We start from the raw sequence: 17,828 nt of genomic DNA, 5'->3' as shown, positions 1-17,828 counted from the left end.
TACTCACTCCAACCCGCGCCGCTCTGGGGGCTGACTGAAAAGCAACCCTAAACTCGCTGCACGCATCTAAATCGAAAAAGGTTGCATAAATCTTCTTACGCCATTCAACAATAGCGTGAGCAACCCTTCATAATTCTCCGATTAGCAGAAGGTGAATTTGAGGTATATGACATAAATCAAATGTCATGGCCTTGAGCACAGGAGGCGTTACAACACCGACATCGCACACCGGCTTTACTTATGCGATAACGACGCGAAACAGATGCGATACCGACACCTAAAAAGGCAAGAGAAAGCGAGAATTTCCCGCTTTCTCCAATCGCTTACAGCCCCAGAGCCTGACGCCGCTCCTCAGCAAACCCCTGCACCAACCGATCCGCCACCAACGCCAAAATCGCCATGGCTGCGCCTGCGGTAACACCGAGGCCGACATCGGCCTGCCCAAGTGCCAGATAGATCGACTGACCAAGGCCTGTCGTGCCGATCAGCGCCGCAATCACCAGCATGGCAAAAGCATAGAGGATGGTCTGGTTGAGCCCGAGCAGAATGGTCGGCGCCGCATAAGGCGCGCGCACCTCAAACATGGTTTGCCAACGCCCGGCCCCGCTTGCGGTTGCTGCTTCAATCATCTCGTCCGGCGTGGTGATCAAACCATGCCGCGTGTAGCGGATCATTGGGACAACCGCATACATGCAAATGGCGAGAAACGCGGAGAATTCTCCAATCTGGAAGAACATCAGAACCGGGATGAGGAAGACAAACAGCGGGATGGTTTGCAACGTGTCACAGATCGGACGGACAACCATCCAGGCCCGGTCGCTCATTGCCGACCAGAACCCCAAGATGCCGCCTACCAAGGCGCAGGCTGCAACGGCGGCACCGCTGAGGTAAAGCGACAACAAGGCGCGCTCCCAAAGCCCCGAAATCAGGATCAGGCCCAATAGTACGGTCACCTGAATGGCGAGCTTCCGACCGCTGGCGACCCATCCCAGGGCCGCCACACCGAACAGCAAGATGGGCCACGGCAGTTGTGCCACGCCAATCTCCAGCACCATTGCCGCAATCAGAACCAAGCCAGCACCAGCGAGATGACCTCGCAGCGCAATCAAAGCAGCGAGAGCAGCAAAGATCGCATAGAACACCAGCGTGTGCGTCGTGGTCCAGGCAAAGCCCCAGGTGAAAGGCAAGACTGCATCTGACAGGCCGATCCGCAGAGGCAACAAACCATAGAACATCGCGGAGTTCTTCACAGTGTCGAGCGTTGCTCCGTGGTTTGCGGTGAATTGCCCCACGCCTTGATCCACCCGCTCAGCAACGCCATCAAGTGCTGCGATACCTGCCGGGTTCCAACCTGCCAGCGCAGCCCAAATCGCGATGACTGCGCCGACGGCGAAGATTGCCAGAGCAACCCGCTTGTCTTGCGCAGGACGCGGTTCCGCCAATGCGGCGGACATGCGGTCAATCACAACTGCAAAAACCACGATCACAGAGCCTGCGAGAAACGCCGGGCCAAACAGGGCCTTGCGCATGGTCAGCAGAACTTCCCAGCCAATGTCCTCAAAGCCGCCAATGACGGCCGCGATGATCACCATGCTCAATGCGGCCATCAGACATTGGTTGAAGCCAATCATGATCTGCTGAGACGCGGCGGGCAGTTCGACCAAAAAGAGCTGCTGCCGACGGGTGCCGCCAGACATCACAGCTGCTTCGCGGATTTCAGGCTCAACGCGCTCCAGCCCCAACAGCACATTGCGCGCCATTGGCGGTGCTGCAAAAATTGCAGAGGCTATGAGGCCCACCACCGGACCGAAGCCAAACAGCACCAGCAGCGGTGTGAGATAGGCAAAGGTCGGCATGGTCTGCATGACATCCAAAACGACATTCACGCCGCCCTTGAGTTTGGGGTATTCAAACGCGAGGATGCCAATCCCGGCACCCAAAAGCGCCGCCAGAGGCACAGACACAGCGACCAGCGCCAGCGTGTTCATACCTTCCAGCCAATATCCGCTGATCACCACAAAACCAAAACCAAAGAAGGCCAGCGCGGCCATGCGCGCCCCACCTATGAGCCAGCCCAGCGCAGTGACCGCACCAAGCACCAAGGGCCACGGGGCACCAGACAACAGTCCGCCGACCCAGGTCATCGGGAACTCAAGCAGATAGGAGAACACACGCGCCACAGGCTTGAAGATATTGAGAAATCCACCAACTACGGCGCCGACCCAATCGGTCATTGGCATGGTCAGGGCCTCAGGCCAGCTCACCAGCCACTCAAGTTGAGCGCCAAACAGGCGACAAATCACACCGATCATCACCACCAAGATCGCGGCCACACTGCCTTTGCTGAGCGCCAGGCCACGACGCGCAGCGAGCGGAGCGTTTTCGGCGATACTCATGTCTCTTCTGCCTGCAATGCCGCGGCAAGATCTGCTGGGTCAACCGCCCCAACCAGAGCGCCATTGGCATCATGAACCGGGACCGGCTCATAAAGCGCCATGCATTTGGCCAGCGCTGTTTCGATGGTCATGCCAACTTTCAGACCGGGATCATCCGGCATATTCGCAGGCACGTCTTTGGTCATGACGTTCTCTACACAACCGTGCCGGCCTTTGGGCACATCTTTGGAGAACTCCGCGACATAGTCGTTTACCGGGTGCAGAACGATCTCTTCCGGCGTGCCAATCTGCACGACCTCACCATCTTTCATAATGGCGATGCGATCCGCGAGCTTGAGCGCTTCCTGAATGTCGTGAGTGATGAAAACAATGGATTTTTTGAGCGTGGCCTGAATGTTCAGGAACTCATCTTGCAGCTGCCGCCGGATCAACGGGTCAAGCGCAGAGAAGGGCTCATCCAAGAACCAGATATCAGGATTCACCGCGAGAGAGCGGGCAATCCCGACTCGCTGGCGCTGGCCACCGGAGAGGTTGCGCGGATAGGTATCTTCGCGCCCCTTGAGGCCAACAAGCTCAAGCACTTCCAGCGCACGTTCCCGGCGCTCGGCCTTGCCCATACCCTGCATCTTCAGCGGGAAGCCAACATTGTCTGCAACCGTCATATGCGGAAACAGACCAAAATGCTGAAACACCATGCCAAGCTTGTGGCGGCGCAGGTCAATCAGTCTTTTGTCATTGGCTTGAAGAATATCTTCGCCATCGATGCTTACGGATCCGGAGGTTGGCTCGATCAGACGCGAAATACAGCGGATCAAGGTCGATTTACCGGAGCCAGAAAGCCCCATAATCACAAAGAGTTCCCCGGATTTCACCTCGAAGTTCGCTGCGCGAACCGCCGGGATCAGCCCTTTGTCCTTGAGGGTTTGAGCGATGGCTTTATCGTCTCCGGCCCCGCGTGCATCACGTAGGGCCGGTTTGGCGTTCTCGCCAAAGACCTGCCAGAGGTCTTTGACGGCGATCGCCGGAGCGGTGCTGTTATGGTCAGTCATAAAGGCTTACTTGATTGCGGCGTCGACAACCGACTTCCACTTGTCTTCGTTTGCACCCATCCAAGCGGCAACAACTTCTTCAACAGACTGGCCGTCCACATCTACGGCCCCCATCATTGGCTGCTGATCTTCGACAGCCAGCTGATAGTTCACGAGGATTTCGTGCGCGGCAGGCCATTTGTCTTTCAGGCCCGGCCAACCCGCCTTGAAGATACGGCTGGCGGAGAAATCACAGTCGTTGATGGCGTTGGGGTTTGGACCCCATGCCGGATCGGTGAAACAGGCGTCTTCGCCGGCTGGCAGATCCACAAATTTCACATCATAGGCAGACATTGCCCAGTGCGGCTGCCAGAAGGTGATCAGCAGCGGAGATTTCTTTTCGGTGGAGGCACGCAATTCGGCAATCAGCGCGCCTTCAGAACCCGCTGGTACGGCCTTAAATGGCAGGTCGAGACCGGTCATGCGGTCTGCACCCGGCGTGCCCCAATCTGCAGGGTAATCCACGAGGCGGCCGGCTGGCAGCGTTTCCGCGGTTGCGAAGTTGATCGCGCAATCCTTTAGCGCTTCCCATGCTGGCAGGCCGGGGCAAAGGTCTGCGACATGTGCCGGATAGGCGATACCTTCGCGCGCATTCAGGCCGAGATCAGACAGCTCTTCCAATTTGCCTTCGCCTTTCAGCACAGCATATTGATCAGACACGTTGGAGGACCAGATTTCGAGGGTCGCGTGGATGTCGCCATCTGCAATCGCCTGAAATTGGTTCATCATACCTGCGGTAACATATTCAACGTCGTAACCTGCGGCTTTGAGCATCTCCCCGGCGACATGGGTGGTTACGTGCTGGCCGGTCCATTCGTTGATGGCCAGCTTGATCGGCTCGCCAGTCGCGCCCAGCTCTGCTGCCTGTGCGGACATCGCCACTGCAGTTATGGCCAGCGCGGACAATCCAGCCTTCATTGTCGTCTTCATCGTCATCTCCCTGTCGTCGTTTCTTAAATGGTCATTTAATTTTTTGACTGTCGGCATAAAAACACAGCAACACCGACCTGCCAACAAAAAATACGCCCGTTCAGTTTACATCACCGAGTGGTGTGACCAACGCTCAAAAAATCGGCGGTAGCACGCTGAATTATATGTGTATTTTCTAGACACATATTTTGAGCACCGGTAAGGCGCTATGACAATTTGAGCGACGTTCAGGGCAAGACACTCTGATTTAATAAGGCAAAATCTCAGAATCGCCCGACTTTATCAGAGGCCCAACACGTCCATCATATCGTATTCACCGGGCTTTTGACCTTGTCCCCAGATCGCCGCTTTGAGCGCACCGCGGGCGAAGATTGCCCGATCCGTCGCGAGATGGCGCAGCACGATCCGCTCACCTGCCGCGGCGAACAATACGTCATGCTCACCTACTATGTCTCCGCCACGAATGGCCGTAAAGCCAATATCGCCGCGTTTGCGGGCACCTGTAATGCCATCACGGCCACGGTCGGCCACATCTGCTAGCGCAACGCCGCGCCCTTCGGCGGCAGCTTCGCCAAGCATCAGGGCGGTGCCGCTTGGCGCATCCACTTTGTGATGGTGGTGCGCCTCAATGATTTCGATATCAAAATCCTCATCCAGCGCTGCAGCAACCTTTTGCGTCAGACGGGTCAACAGATTGACACCAAGACTCATGTTTCCGGCCCGCACAATCACCGCATGGCGGCCGCAAGGCTCAAGCTGTGCAATATCGTCATCTGTCATGCCGGTGGTTCCAATCACGTGCACAGCACGTGCCTGCGCGGCCAATTTCGCGAACTCAATCGTCGCTGCTGGCGCTGTGAAATCAATCACTGCCTGCGCCTGTGCAAAGGCTTCTAGAGGCTGATCGGTCACCGTAACGCCAAGTGGAGCGCCCCCCATAGCTTCTCCAACATCTCGTCCGACCCAATCATGTCCGCTGCGCTCCACAGCGCCGACCAGCTTTGCCTTATCGCTCTCACAAACCGTCTTGATCAGCATCTGTCCCATACGGCCAGAGGCTCCAGTGATGACGATTCCGGGCAGATCTTGCATAACGTTCTCCATTTGTGGGCCGGTGGATCGGCGCCGCCCCTGCTTACATAAAGCAATCCAGCTTGGCAAAGGGGCAGAGAAAGCCTAAGTGGGAGCCATGGCAAAGAACACATTTTCTGAGGGCCGCGGCCCCTCCCAGCGCCAGCTGCGTGTTGGCGAAGTGATCCGGCGAACACTGTCGGAGGTCTTGATGCGCGATGAGCTGCACGACCCCGACCTCAGCCGCCTCTCGATCACGGTTGGCGAAGTTCGGGTGACACCTGATCTTTCCATTGCGACAGCTTTCGTCCTGCCTCTTGGCGGTGGCAAACAGGAAGAAGCGATCAGCCTTCTCGCCAGTCACAAAGGTGAGCTGCGTCGCATCATCGGCCGTAAGGCCAAGCTCAAGCATGCTCCGGATCTGCGGTTCCGGATCGACACCACATTTGATCAGATGGATGCAACCCGGCGGATGCTCTCAGAGGACCGAGTGCAGGCTGATGTGGCAAAGCCTGACAGCGAAGAGGATGGCGCAACCTCGTGATCAGGCACTGGCTCTGTCTCGCAATCATCGCACTGCCCCAATGGGTCGGTGCCGTGACCTGCGAAGACACCAGCTTTGAGGGCAAGGACATCACAGTTTGCACTGTTGATGCCACTCAAGATGATCTCAGGCTGTTCCTGCGCGACGATGAAGGCGCGATCCTTGGCCAATTTCGCGCGGTAGAGCGCGCGCTGGACGAAGGAAAAACCCTCGCGTTTGCCATGAATGCAGGCATGTATCATGCGGACCGCAGCCCTGTAGGCCACTACGTTCAAGACCAGAATGAAGAAATGCGCCTGTTAACAGGGGCGAGCGTTGGCAACTTCGGACTTCTCCCAAATGGCGTATTCTGCATCACCGAGAACTCTGCAAGGGTCTATGAAACGCTCAAGTTCGCGTCGCAAAAACCACACTGCCGAGATGCCACGCAATCAGGGCCGATGCTGGTGATCGATGGCGCGCTGCACCCTCGTTTTTTGAAAGACAGCACCTCAAAGTTTCTGCGCAATGGCGTGGGTACGAGCCCCGATGGCAAGACTGCATTTTTTGCGATCTCGAACACTGCCGTCACATTTCACGAGTTCGGGCGTTTTTTCAGAGACGTGCTGAAAACGCCCAATGCGCTTTATTTTGACGGCAAAATCAGCCGCCTACACGCGCCCCAGCTTGATCGCTCTGATACGGGTTTCTGGATGGGGCCAATCGTCGGTGTAACTGCGCCAGCACCACCCGCTACTGAATAACAGCGTCGCTCCATTCTTTGATGAACGTACGCCGCTTGAGCGGATCAAGATATGTCATCAAGGCAGGCTCAAGTGTTATCGCCGATTGTCCGGATGCATCCGTGTTCGAAGTAAGCCGCGGAAGCGGAAAAGTTTCCGGCGACGGCAGAGCGGACTGCAAGTTAACGAGATGCCGCACAAATGCCTCAGCATCCCCACGAAGCGTGGTATCCACATGCACAAAAGCCGTGCGCATCATGGTTGTTGGAAAATCTGATGGTAAAATGACCTCGAGTTGGTCTGAAACGGTTTCGCGCGCGTCGACGTAGCTCCCCAGCACATTATAGGCGACCAGCAGTTTGCCTGTTTCCAAGTCTTCGATCATCTCACCAGAGCAGCAATAGAGCTTTGCATTCAGCCCTCCCATGACCTCCATAAGTCGCCAGAAGCTCTCGGAGGCGCGCGCATCCTGTGTCGCAAAGAGATATCCGAGCCCAGACAACCTCACGTCATAGGTGCCCACCCGCCCGTCAAACAACTCCGGGCGCGCGCGCAAAGCCTGGATCAACTCCTGCCGCGACCTTGGAACGTCGCCATTCGGGAAAGCCGAACGGTTTACGACAACCGTCGCAGGCTCAGAAGTGAAGGCATACAGACTGTCGCGCCATTGGGCCCAATCCGGCACACCCAGATTGGCGATGGGAAGACCGTAGCCATCATTCACAAGCTTCAGCTGCAGGTCCATCGCACTGGATATGACCACGTCATACTCTGAAGGCTCTGCCCGAAAAATCTCATCAATTTGTGCGGTGCCAATCACAAAATACTCGACCGCCAATCCCGGCTGTCTTTGCAGAAAGGACTCAATGATCGGCGCAAAGAACGAAGTATCCGTGCTCGACAGAACGCGCAGGGTGCGCGCGGGATTCGAAGCGCCAAAAACACTACGATCTTCCCAGGTCTGCGCACCAACCAACATTGGACAGAAGCACAGTATCAAACAGTAAATGTAACGCATGCGCCCCCCTCAGACCGATTTTCGAGCTGCAGGTCTCCGCCATGAGCTTCTGCAACATCTTGAGCGATGGTCAGGCCCAAACCGGAGCCAATTGTCCCCGTCGCATTGTCGCCGCGCAAAAACCGGGTCGCAAGCCGATCGATTTGATCCGGTGGAAAGCCTGGCCCTTCATCCATGACCTGCACATGAGGCTGAGGCGCGGATTTCACTTCGATGATGATTTCACTCTCGACCGGCGAATACTTCAAAGCGTTGTCCACCAGATTGCGCAGCGCATTTTGAAGCAGGATGGAATCCGCAGCGACCATGACCTCAGGATCGCTCTCCACCGTCAAAGCGATGTCTTTCATTTCAGCGATTGGGGTCAACCTGATCACCAAATCCTGAACCAAGGCCACAAGATCCAGACTTTCACGCTCCAGATGGTCGGCTCGAAAGGTGATCATTGCGTGATCCAGCAACTGCCCCGCTGCCCGGGAGCTTTCATCAATCGCGCGTACCATCGAGCGGAGCGCTTGCCGGTTCTCTTCTCGCTCCACCCTCTGCAAGGTCGTTTCCGCATGGCTGCGCACCGTGGCCAAAGGAGTGCGCACCCGATGGGCCGCTTCGGCGATAAAGTCCTCCGACTGCGATAGAGACACACTCAAACGCGCCATAAAGTTGTTGAGCGAAGATACCAATGGCCCCATCTCCAAAGGCACGGGCTGTGCAACCGGTGTCAGATCTTTGGGACCACGCCGGGTTATGGAGTTGGTCAAACGCTCCAAGGGGCGAATGGTTGTCGAAGTGGCCCAAGAGGCGACAAGGACCGACAGAACAAAGAACCCTGCCCCGAAATAAGCGACGTTCAAAGAAATCCGATTAAGCGTCACCTGCAACGCTTCTTGGGTTTGTGCGACGGCGACCGTCACCAGCGTGCGCGCATCCGCGCCCACCAATGTGCGCGACGCTGAAGCGACCCGAACATCTGAACCACGCATATCCCCTGACACATGGACAACATCTGCGCCAATGGTCTGCTCAGCTTGGGGCAAGGTGTCATAACCGGAAAGCAATGTGCCGTCCTGATGGATGGCGTAAAAAACGCGGTCGTCCTGATCTGTGCTGAGAATGGAAAAGGCAGCATAGGGAAAGTCCACCTCGACCAACCCGTCGCGCAAAACCGCTGCATCCAAAATCGAGGTGACGGAAGCTTCCAGGATGCGGTCTTGCCCCTGTTGAGCGATCTGCGCGGCATAACTGCGCACAACCAGAAAGAGGAGGACAGCCAAGCCTGCCGCGCCCCCAATCAGAGTAAGCGCAAGTCTCGCCCGCAAGGAGCCCGAGACATTTGCCGCCTCACGCATGGTCGAGCCGATATCCGAGGCCACGCAAGGTTGTAATTTGCAAACTGGAGGGCTCCAAATGCCGCCTCAGCCGCCCGATATAAACCTCTATCGCATTTTCCGAGACGTCTTCGTCATAGGAAAACAGCCTGTCGGCGAGTTTCGCTTTTGAGAAGATCTGCCCGGGAGCGTTGATCAGCAACTCCAACAAGCGCAGCTCTCTGTTCCGCAGGGTGACCACTTTCGTTCCGACCTTGAGTTGCCCAGCGACAGGATCAAGCATCACATCACCAAGCTGAACCGACGGCTGCGCATGACCGGCATTACGCCGCAAAACCGCACGGCATCGTGCTTGCAGCTCCTCATGATCAAAGGGTTTGGTCATGTAGTCATCCGCGCCCAAGTCCAACATGCTGATTCGATCACTCACTTGCGAGCGCGCTGTCAGAACGATGACCGGTGTGTCATTTTTTCCTGCGCGGTGCTGCTTGAGAAAGGCGCGGCCATCGCCATCCGGCAGCATAATGTCCAACAGAATGAGATCATAGTCGCCGGTGTCCACAAAAGCCGATGCATCCGCAATTTTATCCGCATGATCAACGACATGACCATCCATCTGCAGCCGCGCGCAAACAGCATTGGCCAAATCGTGGTTGTCTTCGACCAACAGGAACTTCATCGGAGATCGGCCTTTCTTCGCCCATGACAGGTTTGTGACAGGTTGCAATGTTTGAGTTGCCCCAACTGAGCCAGCTTTCGGACAGTTGTCAAATTGGGAGGAAAATATGTTGAAATTTGACATGGGCCGTCGCGCCCTGATGGCGACGGCGGTCGCCGCAATGGCATTTGCCGGTCCTGCACTCGCAGACGGGCACAAAGTTGTGGACAGCATCCACTTTCTGATCCCCGGCGGCGCCGGTGGCGGCTGGGATGGCACCGCACGCGGCACAGGCGAGGCCCTCACCAAAGCGGGCATCGTCGGTAACGCATCTTATGAGAACATGTCCGGTGGTGGTGGCGGCAAAGCCATCGGCTACCTGATCGAAAACGCCGACAGCAACCACGGCACCCTGATGGTCAACTCGACCCCAATCGTGATCCGCTCACTGACCGGCGTGTTCCCACACAACTTCCGTGACCTGACCCTCGTCGCGGGAACCATTGGCGACTATGCCGCCATCGTTGTGGGCAAAGACAGCCCCATCAACTCCATGGATGACCTGCTGGCGGCTTTTGACGCGGATCCATCCGCAACCGCGATCGGCGGCGGCTCTGTACCGGGGGGCATGGACCACCTCGTTGCAGCCATGGTCATGGAAGCGGCCGGAAAAGACGCACTGGGGGTAAAATATATTCCTTATGACGCGGGCGGCAAAGCTATGGCTGCACTGCTGTCAGGCGAAATCGCGGCACTTTCCACCGGTTTCTCTGAAGCGGTTGATCTATCAAATGCGGGTGAAGTCAAAATCATTGGCGTGACCTCTGATGACCGTGTTTCGGCAGCCCCGGATGCCAAAACCATGAAAGAACAAGGCATCGACACCTCCTTTGTGAACTGGCGCGGATTCTTCGCGGCGCCGGGCCTGCCAGAAGACAAGCTCGCGATGTACCAAGACGCCATCGGCAAAATGTATGACACCAGCGAGTGGGAAGACGTTCGCGCCCGCAACGGCTGGGTCAACATCCACAACAATGGCGCAGATTTCCAAAGCTTCCTTGAGGAGCAGGAGAAAGTCATTGGCGATCTGATGAAGAAGCTCGGCTTCCTCTAAGGTCAACTCTTCACGTTACATAGGGCAGAGCGGTCAGCCGCTCTGCCTTCCTTTCATCAAAAGATGCAGGAGGGCTGAATGGCTCTTGATCGTTGGATCGCACTGATCCTGCTCGGCATTTGCCTGATCTATGGCTACGCCGCATGGTTCACGATGGATGGCAGTCTTGCGCCGTTCATGAGACGCAACCCCATTTGGCCCAGCACGTTCCCAAAACTGCTGTCCATCTTTGGCATCATCGCCTCGTCCATTATCCTCCTGGGCTTTGAAAAAAGTGAAGCCAAAGAGGCGGACATCGATTACCGCCGCCTGCATGAGTATAAACTCGGCCAGGCAATTATTCTGCTCGCGCTGATGGTGGCCTATGCGCTGTTGCTGCGCCCTGCAGGGTTTATCCTGTCCACGAGCGGTTTTCTGATTTTGGGTTCTTTCATTCTCGGCGAACGCAAATGGCACATCATGGTGCCTGTCGCGGCCATCGCTACCCTAATCGTCTGGTATCTCGTCCAAGAAGTGCTTGGCATCTACATGCGCCCGCTGCCGGGCTTTATCGGAGGCTGACATGCTTGAAGGACTTCTGATTGGCCTGCAAACGGCTTTCTCTCTACAAAACCTCCTGATGGTCATTGGCGGCTGCCTGATCGGCACCTTCATCGGCATGTTGCCGGGCCTTGGCCCCATGTCGATCATCGCCATCATGATCCCCGTTGCCATCTCGATGGGCGACCCATCCGCTGCGCTGATCCTGCTTGCGGGCGTCTACTACGGTGCCATCTTCGGCGGCTCGACCTCCTCTATCCTGCTGAACGCGCCGGGGGTCGCGGGCACGGTTGCCTCAAGCTTCGATGGGTACCCCATGGCCAAGCAAGGCAAAGCGGGCAAGGCGCTGACCATCGCCGCCATCGCGAGCTTCGCAGGCGGCACCATTGGCGCGCTCCTGCTGATGGTCTTTGCCCCCATGCTGTCGTCTGTCGCGCTGCTCTTCCACTCTGCGGAGTACTTCGCTCTGATGGTCGTCGGCCTCTCTGCGATCGCTGCCTTTGCTGGCACTGGGCAAGTTGCCAAAGCCCTGATGATGACGGTGTTGGGCCTGATGATGGCCACCGTCGGTGAAGGTGCGCTGTTCAACCTGCCCCGCTTCACCATGGGCATTATGGATCTGCAATCGGGATTTGGCTTTATCACGCTGGCCATGGCGATGTTTGCCTTGCCCGAAGCTCTGTTCCTTGTGCTCAAACCCCGCGTTGCCAAAGAGGGCGGTGAGGGTGAGATCAAAGATCTGCGCATCTCACGCGACGAGGCCAAGGCCATCACGCCTGTGATTGGGCGTCAATCAATACAGGGCTTCTTTATCGGCGTTCTGCCTGGCGCAGGTGCCACCATCGCCAGCTTCCTCGGCTACGCGGTGGAGCGCAATATCGCCCCAAAAGAAGAGCAGGAGCAATTCGGCAAAGGCGCGATCAAGGGCCTCGCGGCACCAGAAACCGCGAACAATGCGGCCTGCACCGGCTCCTTCGTGCCATTGCTCACACTGGGTATTCCCGGCTCAGGTACCACGGCAATTCTGCTCGGAGCTCTAATCGCGCTCAACGTCACCCCGGGCCCGCGCCTCATGATCGATGAGCCACAGGTTTTCTGGGCGGTGATAATGTCGATGTTCATTGGCAATCTGGTGCTTCTGGTCCTGAACCTGCCGCTGATCCCCTACATCGCCAAAGTGCTCGCGGTGCCGCGCAACTACCTGATCCCCTTCATTTTGTTCTTTACCTTGATGGGGGCCTATATCGGGCAGAACAACGCCACCGAGCTCCTGATCCTTGTGGGTTTTGGCGTCTGCGCCACCGCGCTGCGCTTTGCGGATTACCCGCTTGCCCCACTGCTGATTGGATTCATCCTTGGGGGCATGCTGGAAGACAACTTCGCCCGTTCCATGCAGCTCTATGATGGCATCGCCTTCATCTGGGAACGTCCGATGACACTTGGCCTCTTGGTAATCGCCGCGCTGCTGGTGGTGCTGCCAAGCTACCGCGCCCGTCGCGCACGCTTGCGGGCCGAAGGGGTCGCAGACGGGGATTGATCCATACACAGCCCAATGAAAAAAGGCCGCCGAGAATTTCGGCGGCCTTTGTTGTTGTCATTGGGTGTTACGCAGCGGAGAAGCCCGCATCCAGCGCCGACAGGATTGTGTCGACCTCCGCCTCCGAAATGGTCAGCGGCGGTGACATCAGGATATTGTGCATCCCCAGCCGCGCCATCGTCCCGGCCTGATAGGTGACCTCGTGAATTTTCTTCATGGTTGGCATATCCATCGGCGTCTTCGCCGCTTTATCAGAGACCAGCTCGATGCCCGTCATCAAGCCGTGCCCACCACGGATGTCACCGATGATGTCATGTTTCTCCGCCAGCTTCTTGACGCCCTCATAAAGCTGCGTGCCACGGGCAGCGGCATTGGTTTTCAGATCCAGCCGCGTGGTTTCCGCCAGACAGGCCACCACCGCCGCCGAGCCGACAGGATGCGCGGAATAGGTATAGCCGTGGAAAATCCCGGCCTCGCCGCTTTCGTCTTTCTCAAACACATCCGCAACCTTGTCGCCCACCAGACAGGCCCCCACAGGGAAATAGCCCGATGTGATCCCCTTGGCCGTGGTCATCATATCAGGCTGCACCCCCCAATGGCGCGCACCAGACCAGTCGCCCGTGCGGCCAAAGCCGGTGATCACCTCATCAGAAATCAGCAGGATGCCGTGGCGGTCACAAATCTCGCGCATCAGGCCCATAAAGCTCGCATCCGGCACAATCACGCCACCCGCGCCCTGAATAGGCTCCATGATAAAGGCGGCAATGGTGTTGGCCCCCTGAAAGGCGATCTCATCTTCAAAGGCCGCTGCGATGTTCTGCGCCAGCTGCGCCGGGTTGGTTTCGTTGAACGGATTGCGATAGGTGTATGGGCTCGGCAGGTGGAAACACCCGGGCAGCAGCGGCTCATAATTGATGCGGAACCGGTTGTTGCCGTTCACCGACGCGCCGCCAAAATGCGTGCCGTGATAGCCTTTCTTCAGAGACAGGAATTTGGTCCGGGTCGGCTCGCCGCGCAGGCGGTGATACTGCCGCGCCAGACGCAGGGCGGTCTCCACACTGTCTGAGCCGCCGGATGTGAAAAACACCCGTGTCATGCCATCCGCGTCGAAGAATTCGCGCACCGCATATGCGGCCTCAATCGCCGCCGGATTGGAGGTGCCCGCAAAAGCGGAATAATATGGCAGATCATAAAGTTGCTTGGCAATCGCCTCTTTCACCACGTCGTTGGAATAGCCGAGGTTCACGCACCAAAGCCCCCCAACAGCATCCACCGTGGAATGCCCCTCCAGATCGGTGATGTTCACCCCTTCGGCGCTTTTGATGATTTTGGGAGCGTGGCTCTGCATGTCCCCCGGTGCGCCCATCGGATGCCAGAGATGGCGGGCGTTGTTCTCTTTCAGAAAGTTGTCGTCTTTCATGGTGATACTCCCGTTGATGGCACAGCTGTGTCCTGTGCGTCGATTCAATAATTTGATCAAATTATGAAACCACGGTCGGGGAGTGTCCAGTAAGAGAGCGACATCTCAACGGATTTTAGTGGAGCAAAAACGACCAACTGAAACCCGCAATCTCGGTGGTAGAATCAAACGAGAACATGCTACATTTCGTAACATGCCTGTGGATAACCCCAATATAAGCCCCTCAAACGCGCCAACGCAGCCCGTAATCCGCCAACTTGACGATGCCGCGATCAACCGGATCGCTGCTGGTGAAGTTGTCGAACGTCCTGCTTCTGCAGTCAAAGAACTCGTGGAAAACGCCATTGATGCCGGTGCCACACGCATTGAGATTGCCTATGCGGACGGCGGCAAAACCCTGATCCGCATCACCGATGACGGCTGCGGCATCACCGAGGCGCAGCTGCCGCTGGCGCTGTCACGCCATGCCACCTCCAAGATCGACGGCAGTGACCTCTTGGATATTCACACCTTTGGCTTTCGCGGCGAGGCCCTGCCCTCGCTTGGGGCGGTTGGACGCTTGACCATCACCAGCCGCGTGGGCCGCGCCCCTGCGGCCAGTATTACGGTGGAAGGCGGAGCCATGGGGCCCGTCAAGCCAGCCGCGCTCTCAAGCGGTACCATCGTTGAATTGCGCGACCTGTTTTATGCCACGCCTGCCCGCCTTAAATTCATGCGCAGCGATCGCGCTGAAGCGCAGGCGATCACCGATGTGGTCAAACGTCTGGCCATGGCGGAACCCTTCATCGGCTTCACCCTGCGTGACGTCACCGGCGGCGGCGAAGGGCGCATCTCTTTCCGCGCAGAGGCTGAAAGCGGAGACCTCTTTGACGCGCTGCATGGCCGATTGGCGCGGATTCTGGGCAAGGAATTTGCCGAAAACGCACTCAAGATTGATGCCGAACGCGAAGGGTTGCGGCTGATTGGCTACGCCGCCCTGCCGACCTATTCCCGTGGTTCTGCGGTGGCGCAATATCTCTTTGTCAATGGCCGCCCGGTGAAAGACAAGCTGCTGGTCGGTGCGCTCCGGGGGGCCTATTTTGACTACCTCAGCCGGGATCGTCATCCGGCCGCGGCACTATTCATCGACTGCGACCCGCATCTGGTGGATGTGAACGTCCACCCCGCCAAATCCGAAGTCCGCTTTCGCGATCCCGGCATGGCCCGCGGCCTGATTGTCTCCAGCCTGCGCCATGCCTTGGCCGAAGCGGGACACCGCGCCTCCACCACCGTTGCCGGGGCCACGCTTGGCGCCTTCCGTCCTGAGCCAATGGGCGCACTGGGCGCTTCACCACAAACTTCGCCCACAGGCCCGGCGCGCGTTTATCAAATGGATCGCCCCTCTCTGGGTGCGCGCACCGCCGCCTACCAAGCACAGGCGCCCTTTCCACAAACACCTGTGGTTCAGGAGCCGGGCTTTGCCGAACTCAGCGAATCCTACAGCGCACGTGTGGAGCCCGTTGAGGCGCTCGCCCCCCCACAGGAGGCCCCCGCCGAAGGCCTGCCTCTGGGTGCAGCCCGCGCGCAGGTCCATGAGAACTACATCGTGGCCCAGACCGAAACCGGCATGGTGATTGTCGATCAACACGCCGCTCACGAACGTCTGGTCTATGAAAAACTCAAACGCCAGATGGCGGAAAACGGCGTCGCCGCGCAGGCCCTGCTGATCCCCGAGATCATCGAGCTTTCCGAGGTCGACTGTGCCCGCATTTTGGCCGTGTCGGAGTCTTTGTCCAAGCTTGGCCTCACCATAGAGGCCTTCGGTGGCGGCGCGGTGGCGGTTCGCGAAACCCCGGCGCTGCTGGGTGAAGTCAACGCGCGCGCAATGGTGCTCGACATCTTGGACGAGCTGGACGAAGACGGCGAAACCATGTTGGTGCAGGCCAAGCTCGAGGCAATCCTCAGCCGCGTCGCCTGTCACGGCTCAATCCGCTCAGGCCGCCGCATGCGCGCCGAAGAAATGAATGCCCTCTTGCGCGAAATGGAAGCCACGCCGCACTCCGGCCAATGCAACCACGGGCGCCCCACCTATGTGGAATTGAAACTGGCCGACATCGAGCGGCTGTTTGGACGAACATGATGACCGAACTGACCACTTTGCTTGCCAACTCTGACACCGCACTGCTCTATCTTCTGGGCGGCATGGGCTTTGCCCTGGTGCTGCTGTTTGTGCTCCTGCGCAACACAGCACAGAACCGCGCTGCCCAGACAGAGGCCTTCATCGCCCAGCATATGGGCCAGATGGCGCAACGCGTGGATCAGCTCGCCACCGGTCAGGCCCAGCTTGATGGCGGTCTGCGCGCACAGGCCCAATCACAAAGCCAGATCGCCACGCTGATGGAACAACGCCTTGGCGAAGTGCAGGTCAACATGCACGAGAACCTCGCCAAAGTGCAGCGCAGCACTGGCGAAAACCTCGCCTCCATGCAGCAGAAAATGTCAGATACGCTGGCCGCCCAACAGCTGCAACTGCAGGAAAACCTCTCCAACATGCAGATGCGCACCGGCACCGCGCTCAACGACATGCAGGAGAAGCTCAACACCTCCCTCATGGGCAACGCCAAACAGACCGCCACATCGTTGACCCAGCTTCAGGAACGGCTGCAAACCATCGACAAGGCGCAGGAAAACATCACCCGCCTGTCTGGTGACGTGCTCAGCCTGCAGGACATTCTCTCCAACAAACAGACCCGCGGCGCCTTTGGTGAAATCCAGCTGAACGACATCGTTTCCAAAGCCCTGCCCAGCGACAGCTACGCGCTGCAACATACGCTCTCAAATGGTAAGCGCGCCGACTGTTTGATCCATCTGCCCAACCCGCCGGGCCCAATCGTGATCGACAGCAAATTCCCGTTGGAAGCCTATGAGGCCATGCTACGCTCAGAAACTGAGGCAGAGCTCAAAGCCGGCATCCAGCTGTTCAAGACGTCGGTGCGCAAACACATCAAGGATATTTCGGAAAAATACATCCTTGAGGGGGAAACCGCAGATGGGGCGCTGATGTTTCTGCCCAGCGAAGCGATTTACGCAGAGTTGCACGCCAAATTCCCTGAGCTTGTGCATGAAGGGTTCACAGCGCGCGTCTGGATTGTCTCGCCCACCACCTGCATGGCCACGCTCAACACCATGCGTGCGATCCTCAAAGACGCCCGTATGCGCGAACAGGCCGGTGCGATCCGCAAAGAGCTTGGGATGCTCTATGCCGATGTTGATCGACTGGGCACGCGGGTGGAAAATCTGGATCGTCACTTCGGCCAGGCTGCCAAGGACATCAGCGAAATCAAGATCAGCGCTGACAAAGCCGGACGCCGCGCACGTCGGCTGGACAATTTCGACTTTGAAGAACTGGCCCAGACCGAGGACACCAAAGTGGTGCCGCTGACCAAGGCCGATCCCTAAGCCTGTTGCCCCCCAGCCCTTGGTGCC

At 57.8% G+C, this 17,828-nt stretch carries 15 protein-coding genes; 7 read left to right on the top strand and 8 right to left on the bottom strand.

Translation table 11 applies throughout. The annotated features are described in order from the left end of the window. Positions 1–323 precede the first annotated feature (323 nt). The 4 genes from J7412_RS02805 to dapB all read right to left on the bottom strand — a co-directional run bounded on the left by J7412_RS02805 (position 324) and on the right by dapB (position 5,506). Positions 324–2,396 (bottom strand): ABC transporter permease subunit, encoded by a 2,073-nt coding sequence (locus J7412_RS02805; RefSeq protein ID WP_209076851.1) that lies wholly within the window; start codon positions 2,394–2,396, stop codon positions 324–326. Then, entirely contained in the window at positions 2,393–3,445 is a 1,053-nt protein-coding gene (locus J7412_RS02800) for a glycine betaine/L-proline ABC transporter ATP-binding protein (RefSeq protein WP_209076849.1), read from the bottom strand. The genes J7412_RS02805 and J7412_RS02800 overlap by 4 nt, the downstream gene beginning before the upstream one ends. Before the next feature lie 6 nt (positions 3,446–3,451). Then, positions 3,452–4,402 (bottom strand): ABC transporter substrate-binding protein, encoded by a 951-nt coding sequence (locus tag J7412_RS02795; protein WP_209077535.1) that lies wholly within the window; start codon positions 4,400–4,402, stop codon positions 3,452–3,454. Positions 4,403–4,696: 294 nt separating this feature from the next. After that, positions 4,697–5,506, bottom strand: coding sequence for a 4-hydroxy-tetrahydrodipicolinate reductase (gene dapB, locus J7412_RS02790; protein WP_209076847.1), 810 nt, complete (start codon positions 5,504–5,506; stop codon positions 4,697–4,699). Between the two features lie 97 nt (positions 5,507–5,603). Between dapB and rbfA the strand changes: the two genes are divergently transcribed. Next, on the top strand, positions 5,604–6,029 hold the full coding sequence (rbfA, locus tag J7412_RS02785; RefSeq protein ID WP_209076845.1) for a 30S ribosome-binding factor RbfA: 426 nt from the start codon (positions 5,604–5,606) through the stop codon (positions 6,027–6,029). Further along, on the top strand, positions 6,029–6,772 hold the full coding sequence (locus J7412_RS02780) for a phosphodiester glycosidase family protein (RefSeq protein ID WP_209077534.1): 744 nt from the start codon (positions 6,029–6,031) through the stop codon (positions 6,770–6,772). Before rbfA ends, J7412_RS02780 begins: the two co-directional genes overlap by 1 nt. Here J7412_RS02780 and J7412_RS02775 read toward each other — a convergent pair. From J7412_RS02775 to J7412_RS02765, 3 genes are read right to left on the bottom strand one after another with little or no spacing between them, the layout of a single operon-like run. Next, positions 6,762–7,769 (bottom strand): ABC transporter substrate-binding protein, encoded by a 1,008-nt coding sequence (locus J7412_RS02775; RefSeq protein WP_209076843.1) that lies wholly within the window; start codon positions 7,767–7,769, stop codon positions 6,762–6,764. The two genes, J7412_RS02780 and J7412_RS02775, sit on opposite strands and share 11 nt — an antisense overlap. Beyond that, positions 7,748–9,115: a sensor histidine kinase gene (locus J7412_RS02770; RefSeq protein ID WP_209076841.1), complete on the bottom strand. Its 1,368-nt coding sequence runs from the start codon at positions 9,113–9,115 to the stop codon at positions 7,748–7,750. The genes J7412_RS02775 and J7412_RS02770 overlap by 22 nt, the downstream gene beginning before the upstream one ends. After that, positions 9,108–9,773 (bottom strand): response regulator transcription factor, encoded by a 666-nt coding sequence (locus J7412_RS02765; RefSeq protein ID WP_209058876.1) that lies wholly within the window; start codon positions 9,771–9,773, stop codon positions 9,108–9,110. Before J7412_RS02765 ends, J7412_RS02770 begins: the two co-directional genes overlap by 8 nt. A 106-nt stretch (positions 9,774–9,879) precedes the next feature. Between J7412_RS02765 and J7412_RS02760 the strand changes: the two genes are divergently transcribed. The 3 genes from J7412_RS02760 to J7412_RS02750 all read left to right on the top strand — a co-directional run bounded on the left by J7412_RS02760 (position 9,880) and on the right by J7412_RS02750 (position 12,943). Then, a complete protein-coding gene (locus J7412_RS02760) occupies positions 9,880–10,866 on the top strand; it encodes a tripartite tricarboxylate transporter substrate-binding protein (protein ID WP_209076838.1) in 987 nt (328 codons plus the stop codon). Between the two features lie 78 nt (positions 10,867–10,944). Next, positions 10,945–11,427, top strand: coding sequence for a tripartite tricarboxylate transporter TctB family protein (locus J7412_RS02755; RefSeq protein WP_209058871.1), 483 nt, complete (start codon positions 10,945–10,947; stop codon positions 11,425–11,427). A gap of 1 nt (position 11,428) precedes the next feature. Then, the gene (locus tag J7412_RS02750) at positions 11,429–12,943 is read left to right on the top strand and encodes a tripartite tricarboxylate transporter permease (RefSeq protein ID WP_209076836.1); all 1,515 of its coding nucleotides are present in this window, start codon (positions 11,429–11,431) and stop codon (positions 12,941–12,943) included. Positions 12,944–13,010: 67 nt separating this feature from the next. On the opposite strand, the gene J7412_RS02745 is transcribed toward J7412_RS02750, so the two are convergent. Further along, positions 13,011–14,363: an aminotransferase class III-fold pyridoxal phosphate-dependent enzyme gene (locus J7412_RS02745; RefSeq protein WP_209076832.1), complete on the bottom strand. Its 1,353-nt coding sequence runs from the start codon at positions 14,361–14,363 to the stop codon at positions 13,011–13,013. 193 nt (positions 14,364–14,556) lie between these two features. On the opposite strand from J7412_RS02745, the gene mutL reads away from it, so the two are divergent. Beyond that, positions 14,557–16,482: a DNA mismatch repair endonuclease MutL gene (gene mutL, locus J7412_RS02740; RefSeq protein ID WP_209076829.1), complete on the top strand. Its 1,926-nt coding sequence runs from the start codon at positions 14,557–14,559 to the stop codon at positions 16,480–16,482. Then, complete coding sequence (rmuC, locus tag J7412_RS02735) at positions 16,482–17,801, top strand: DNA recombination protein RmuC (protein WP_209076826.1); 1,320 nt, start codon at positions 16,482–16,484, stop codon at positions 17,799–17,801. Before mutL ends, rmuC begins: the two co-directional genes overlap by 1 nt. Positions 17,802–17,828 lie beyond the last annotated feature (27 nt).

It is taken from the genome of Shimia sp. R9_3 (assembly GCF_017743755.1).
In the GTDB taxonomy this organism is placed as follows: domain Bacteria; phylum Pseudomonadota; class Alphaproteobacteria; order Rhodobacterales; family Rhodobacteraceae; genus Shimia.
The sequence above is the reverse complement of the archived record's forward strand: the minus strand, read 5'-3'. Positions and strand labels throughout refer to the sequence as shown.

Coding starts and splice junctions, on each gene's coding strand:
- J7412_RS02745 (WP_209076832.1), bottom strand. CDS start 14,363: ATGAAAGACGACAACTTTCTGAAAGAGAACAACGCCCGCCATCTCTGG.
- J7412_RS02755 (WP_209058871.1), top strand. CDS start 10,945: ATGGCTCTTGATCGTTGGATCGCACTGATCCTGCTCGGCATTTGCCTG.
- rmuC (WP_209076826.1), top strand. CDS start 16,482: ATGACCGAACTGACCACTTTGCTTGCCAACTCTGACACCGCACTGCTC.
- J7412_RS02775 (WP_209076843.1), bottom strand. CDS start 7,769: ATGCGTTACATTTACTGTTTGATACTGTGCTTCTGTCCAATGTTGGTT.
- J7412_RS02770 (WP_209076841.1), bottom strand. CDS start 9,115: ATGCGTGAGGCGGCAAATGTCTCGGGCTCCTTGCGGGCGAGACTTGCG.
- rbfA (WP_209076845.1), top strand. CDS start 5,604: ATGGCAAAGAACACATTTTCTGAGGGCCGCGGCCCCTCCCAGCGCCAG.
- dapB (WP_209076847.1), bottom strand. CDS start 5,506: ATGCAAGATCTGCCCGGAATCGTCATCACTGGAGCCTCTGGCCGTATG.
- J7412_RS02800 (WP_209076849.1), bottom strand. CDS start 3,445: ATGACTGACCATAACAGCACCGCTCCGGCGATCGCCGTCAAAGACCTC.
- J7412_RS02795 (WP_209077535.1), bottom strand. CDS start 4,402: ATGAAGGCTGGATTGTCCGCGCTGGCCATAACTGCAGTGGCGATGTCC.
- J7412_RS02805 (WP_209076851.1), bottom strand. CDS start 2,396: ATGAGTATCGCCGAAAACGCTCCGCTCGCTGCGCGTCGTGGCCTGGCG.
- J7412_RS02760 (WP_209076838.1), top strand. CDS start 9,880: ATGTTGAAATTTGACATGGGCCGTCGCGCCCTGATGGCGACGGCGGTC.
- J7412_RS02765 (WP_209058876.1), bottom strand. CDS start 9,773: ATGAAGTTCCTGTTGGTCGAAGACAACCACGATTTGGCCAATGCTGTT.
- mutL (WP_209076829.1), top strand. CDS start 14,557: ATGCCTGTGGATAACCCCAATATAAGCCCCTCAAACGCGCCAACGCAG.
- J7412_RS02750 (WP_209076836.1), top strand. CDS start 11,429: ATGCTTGAAGGACTTCTGATTGGCCTGCAAACGGCTTTCTCTCTACAA.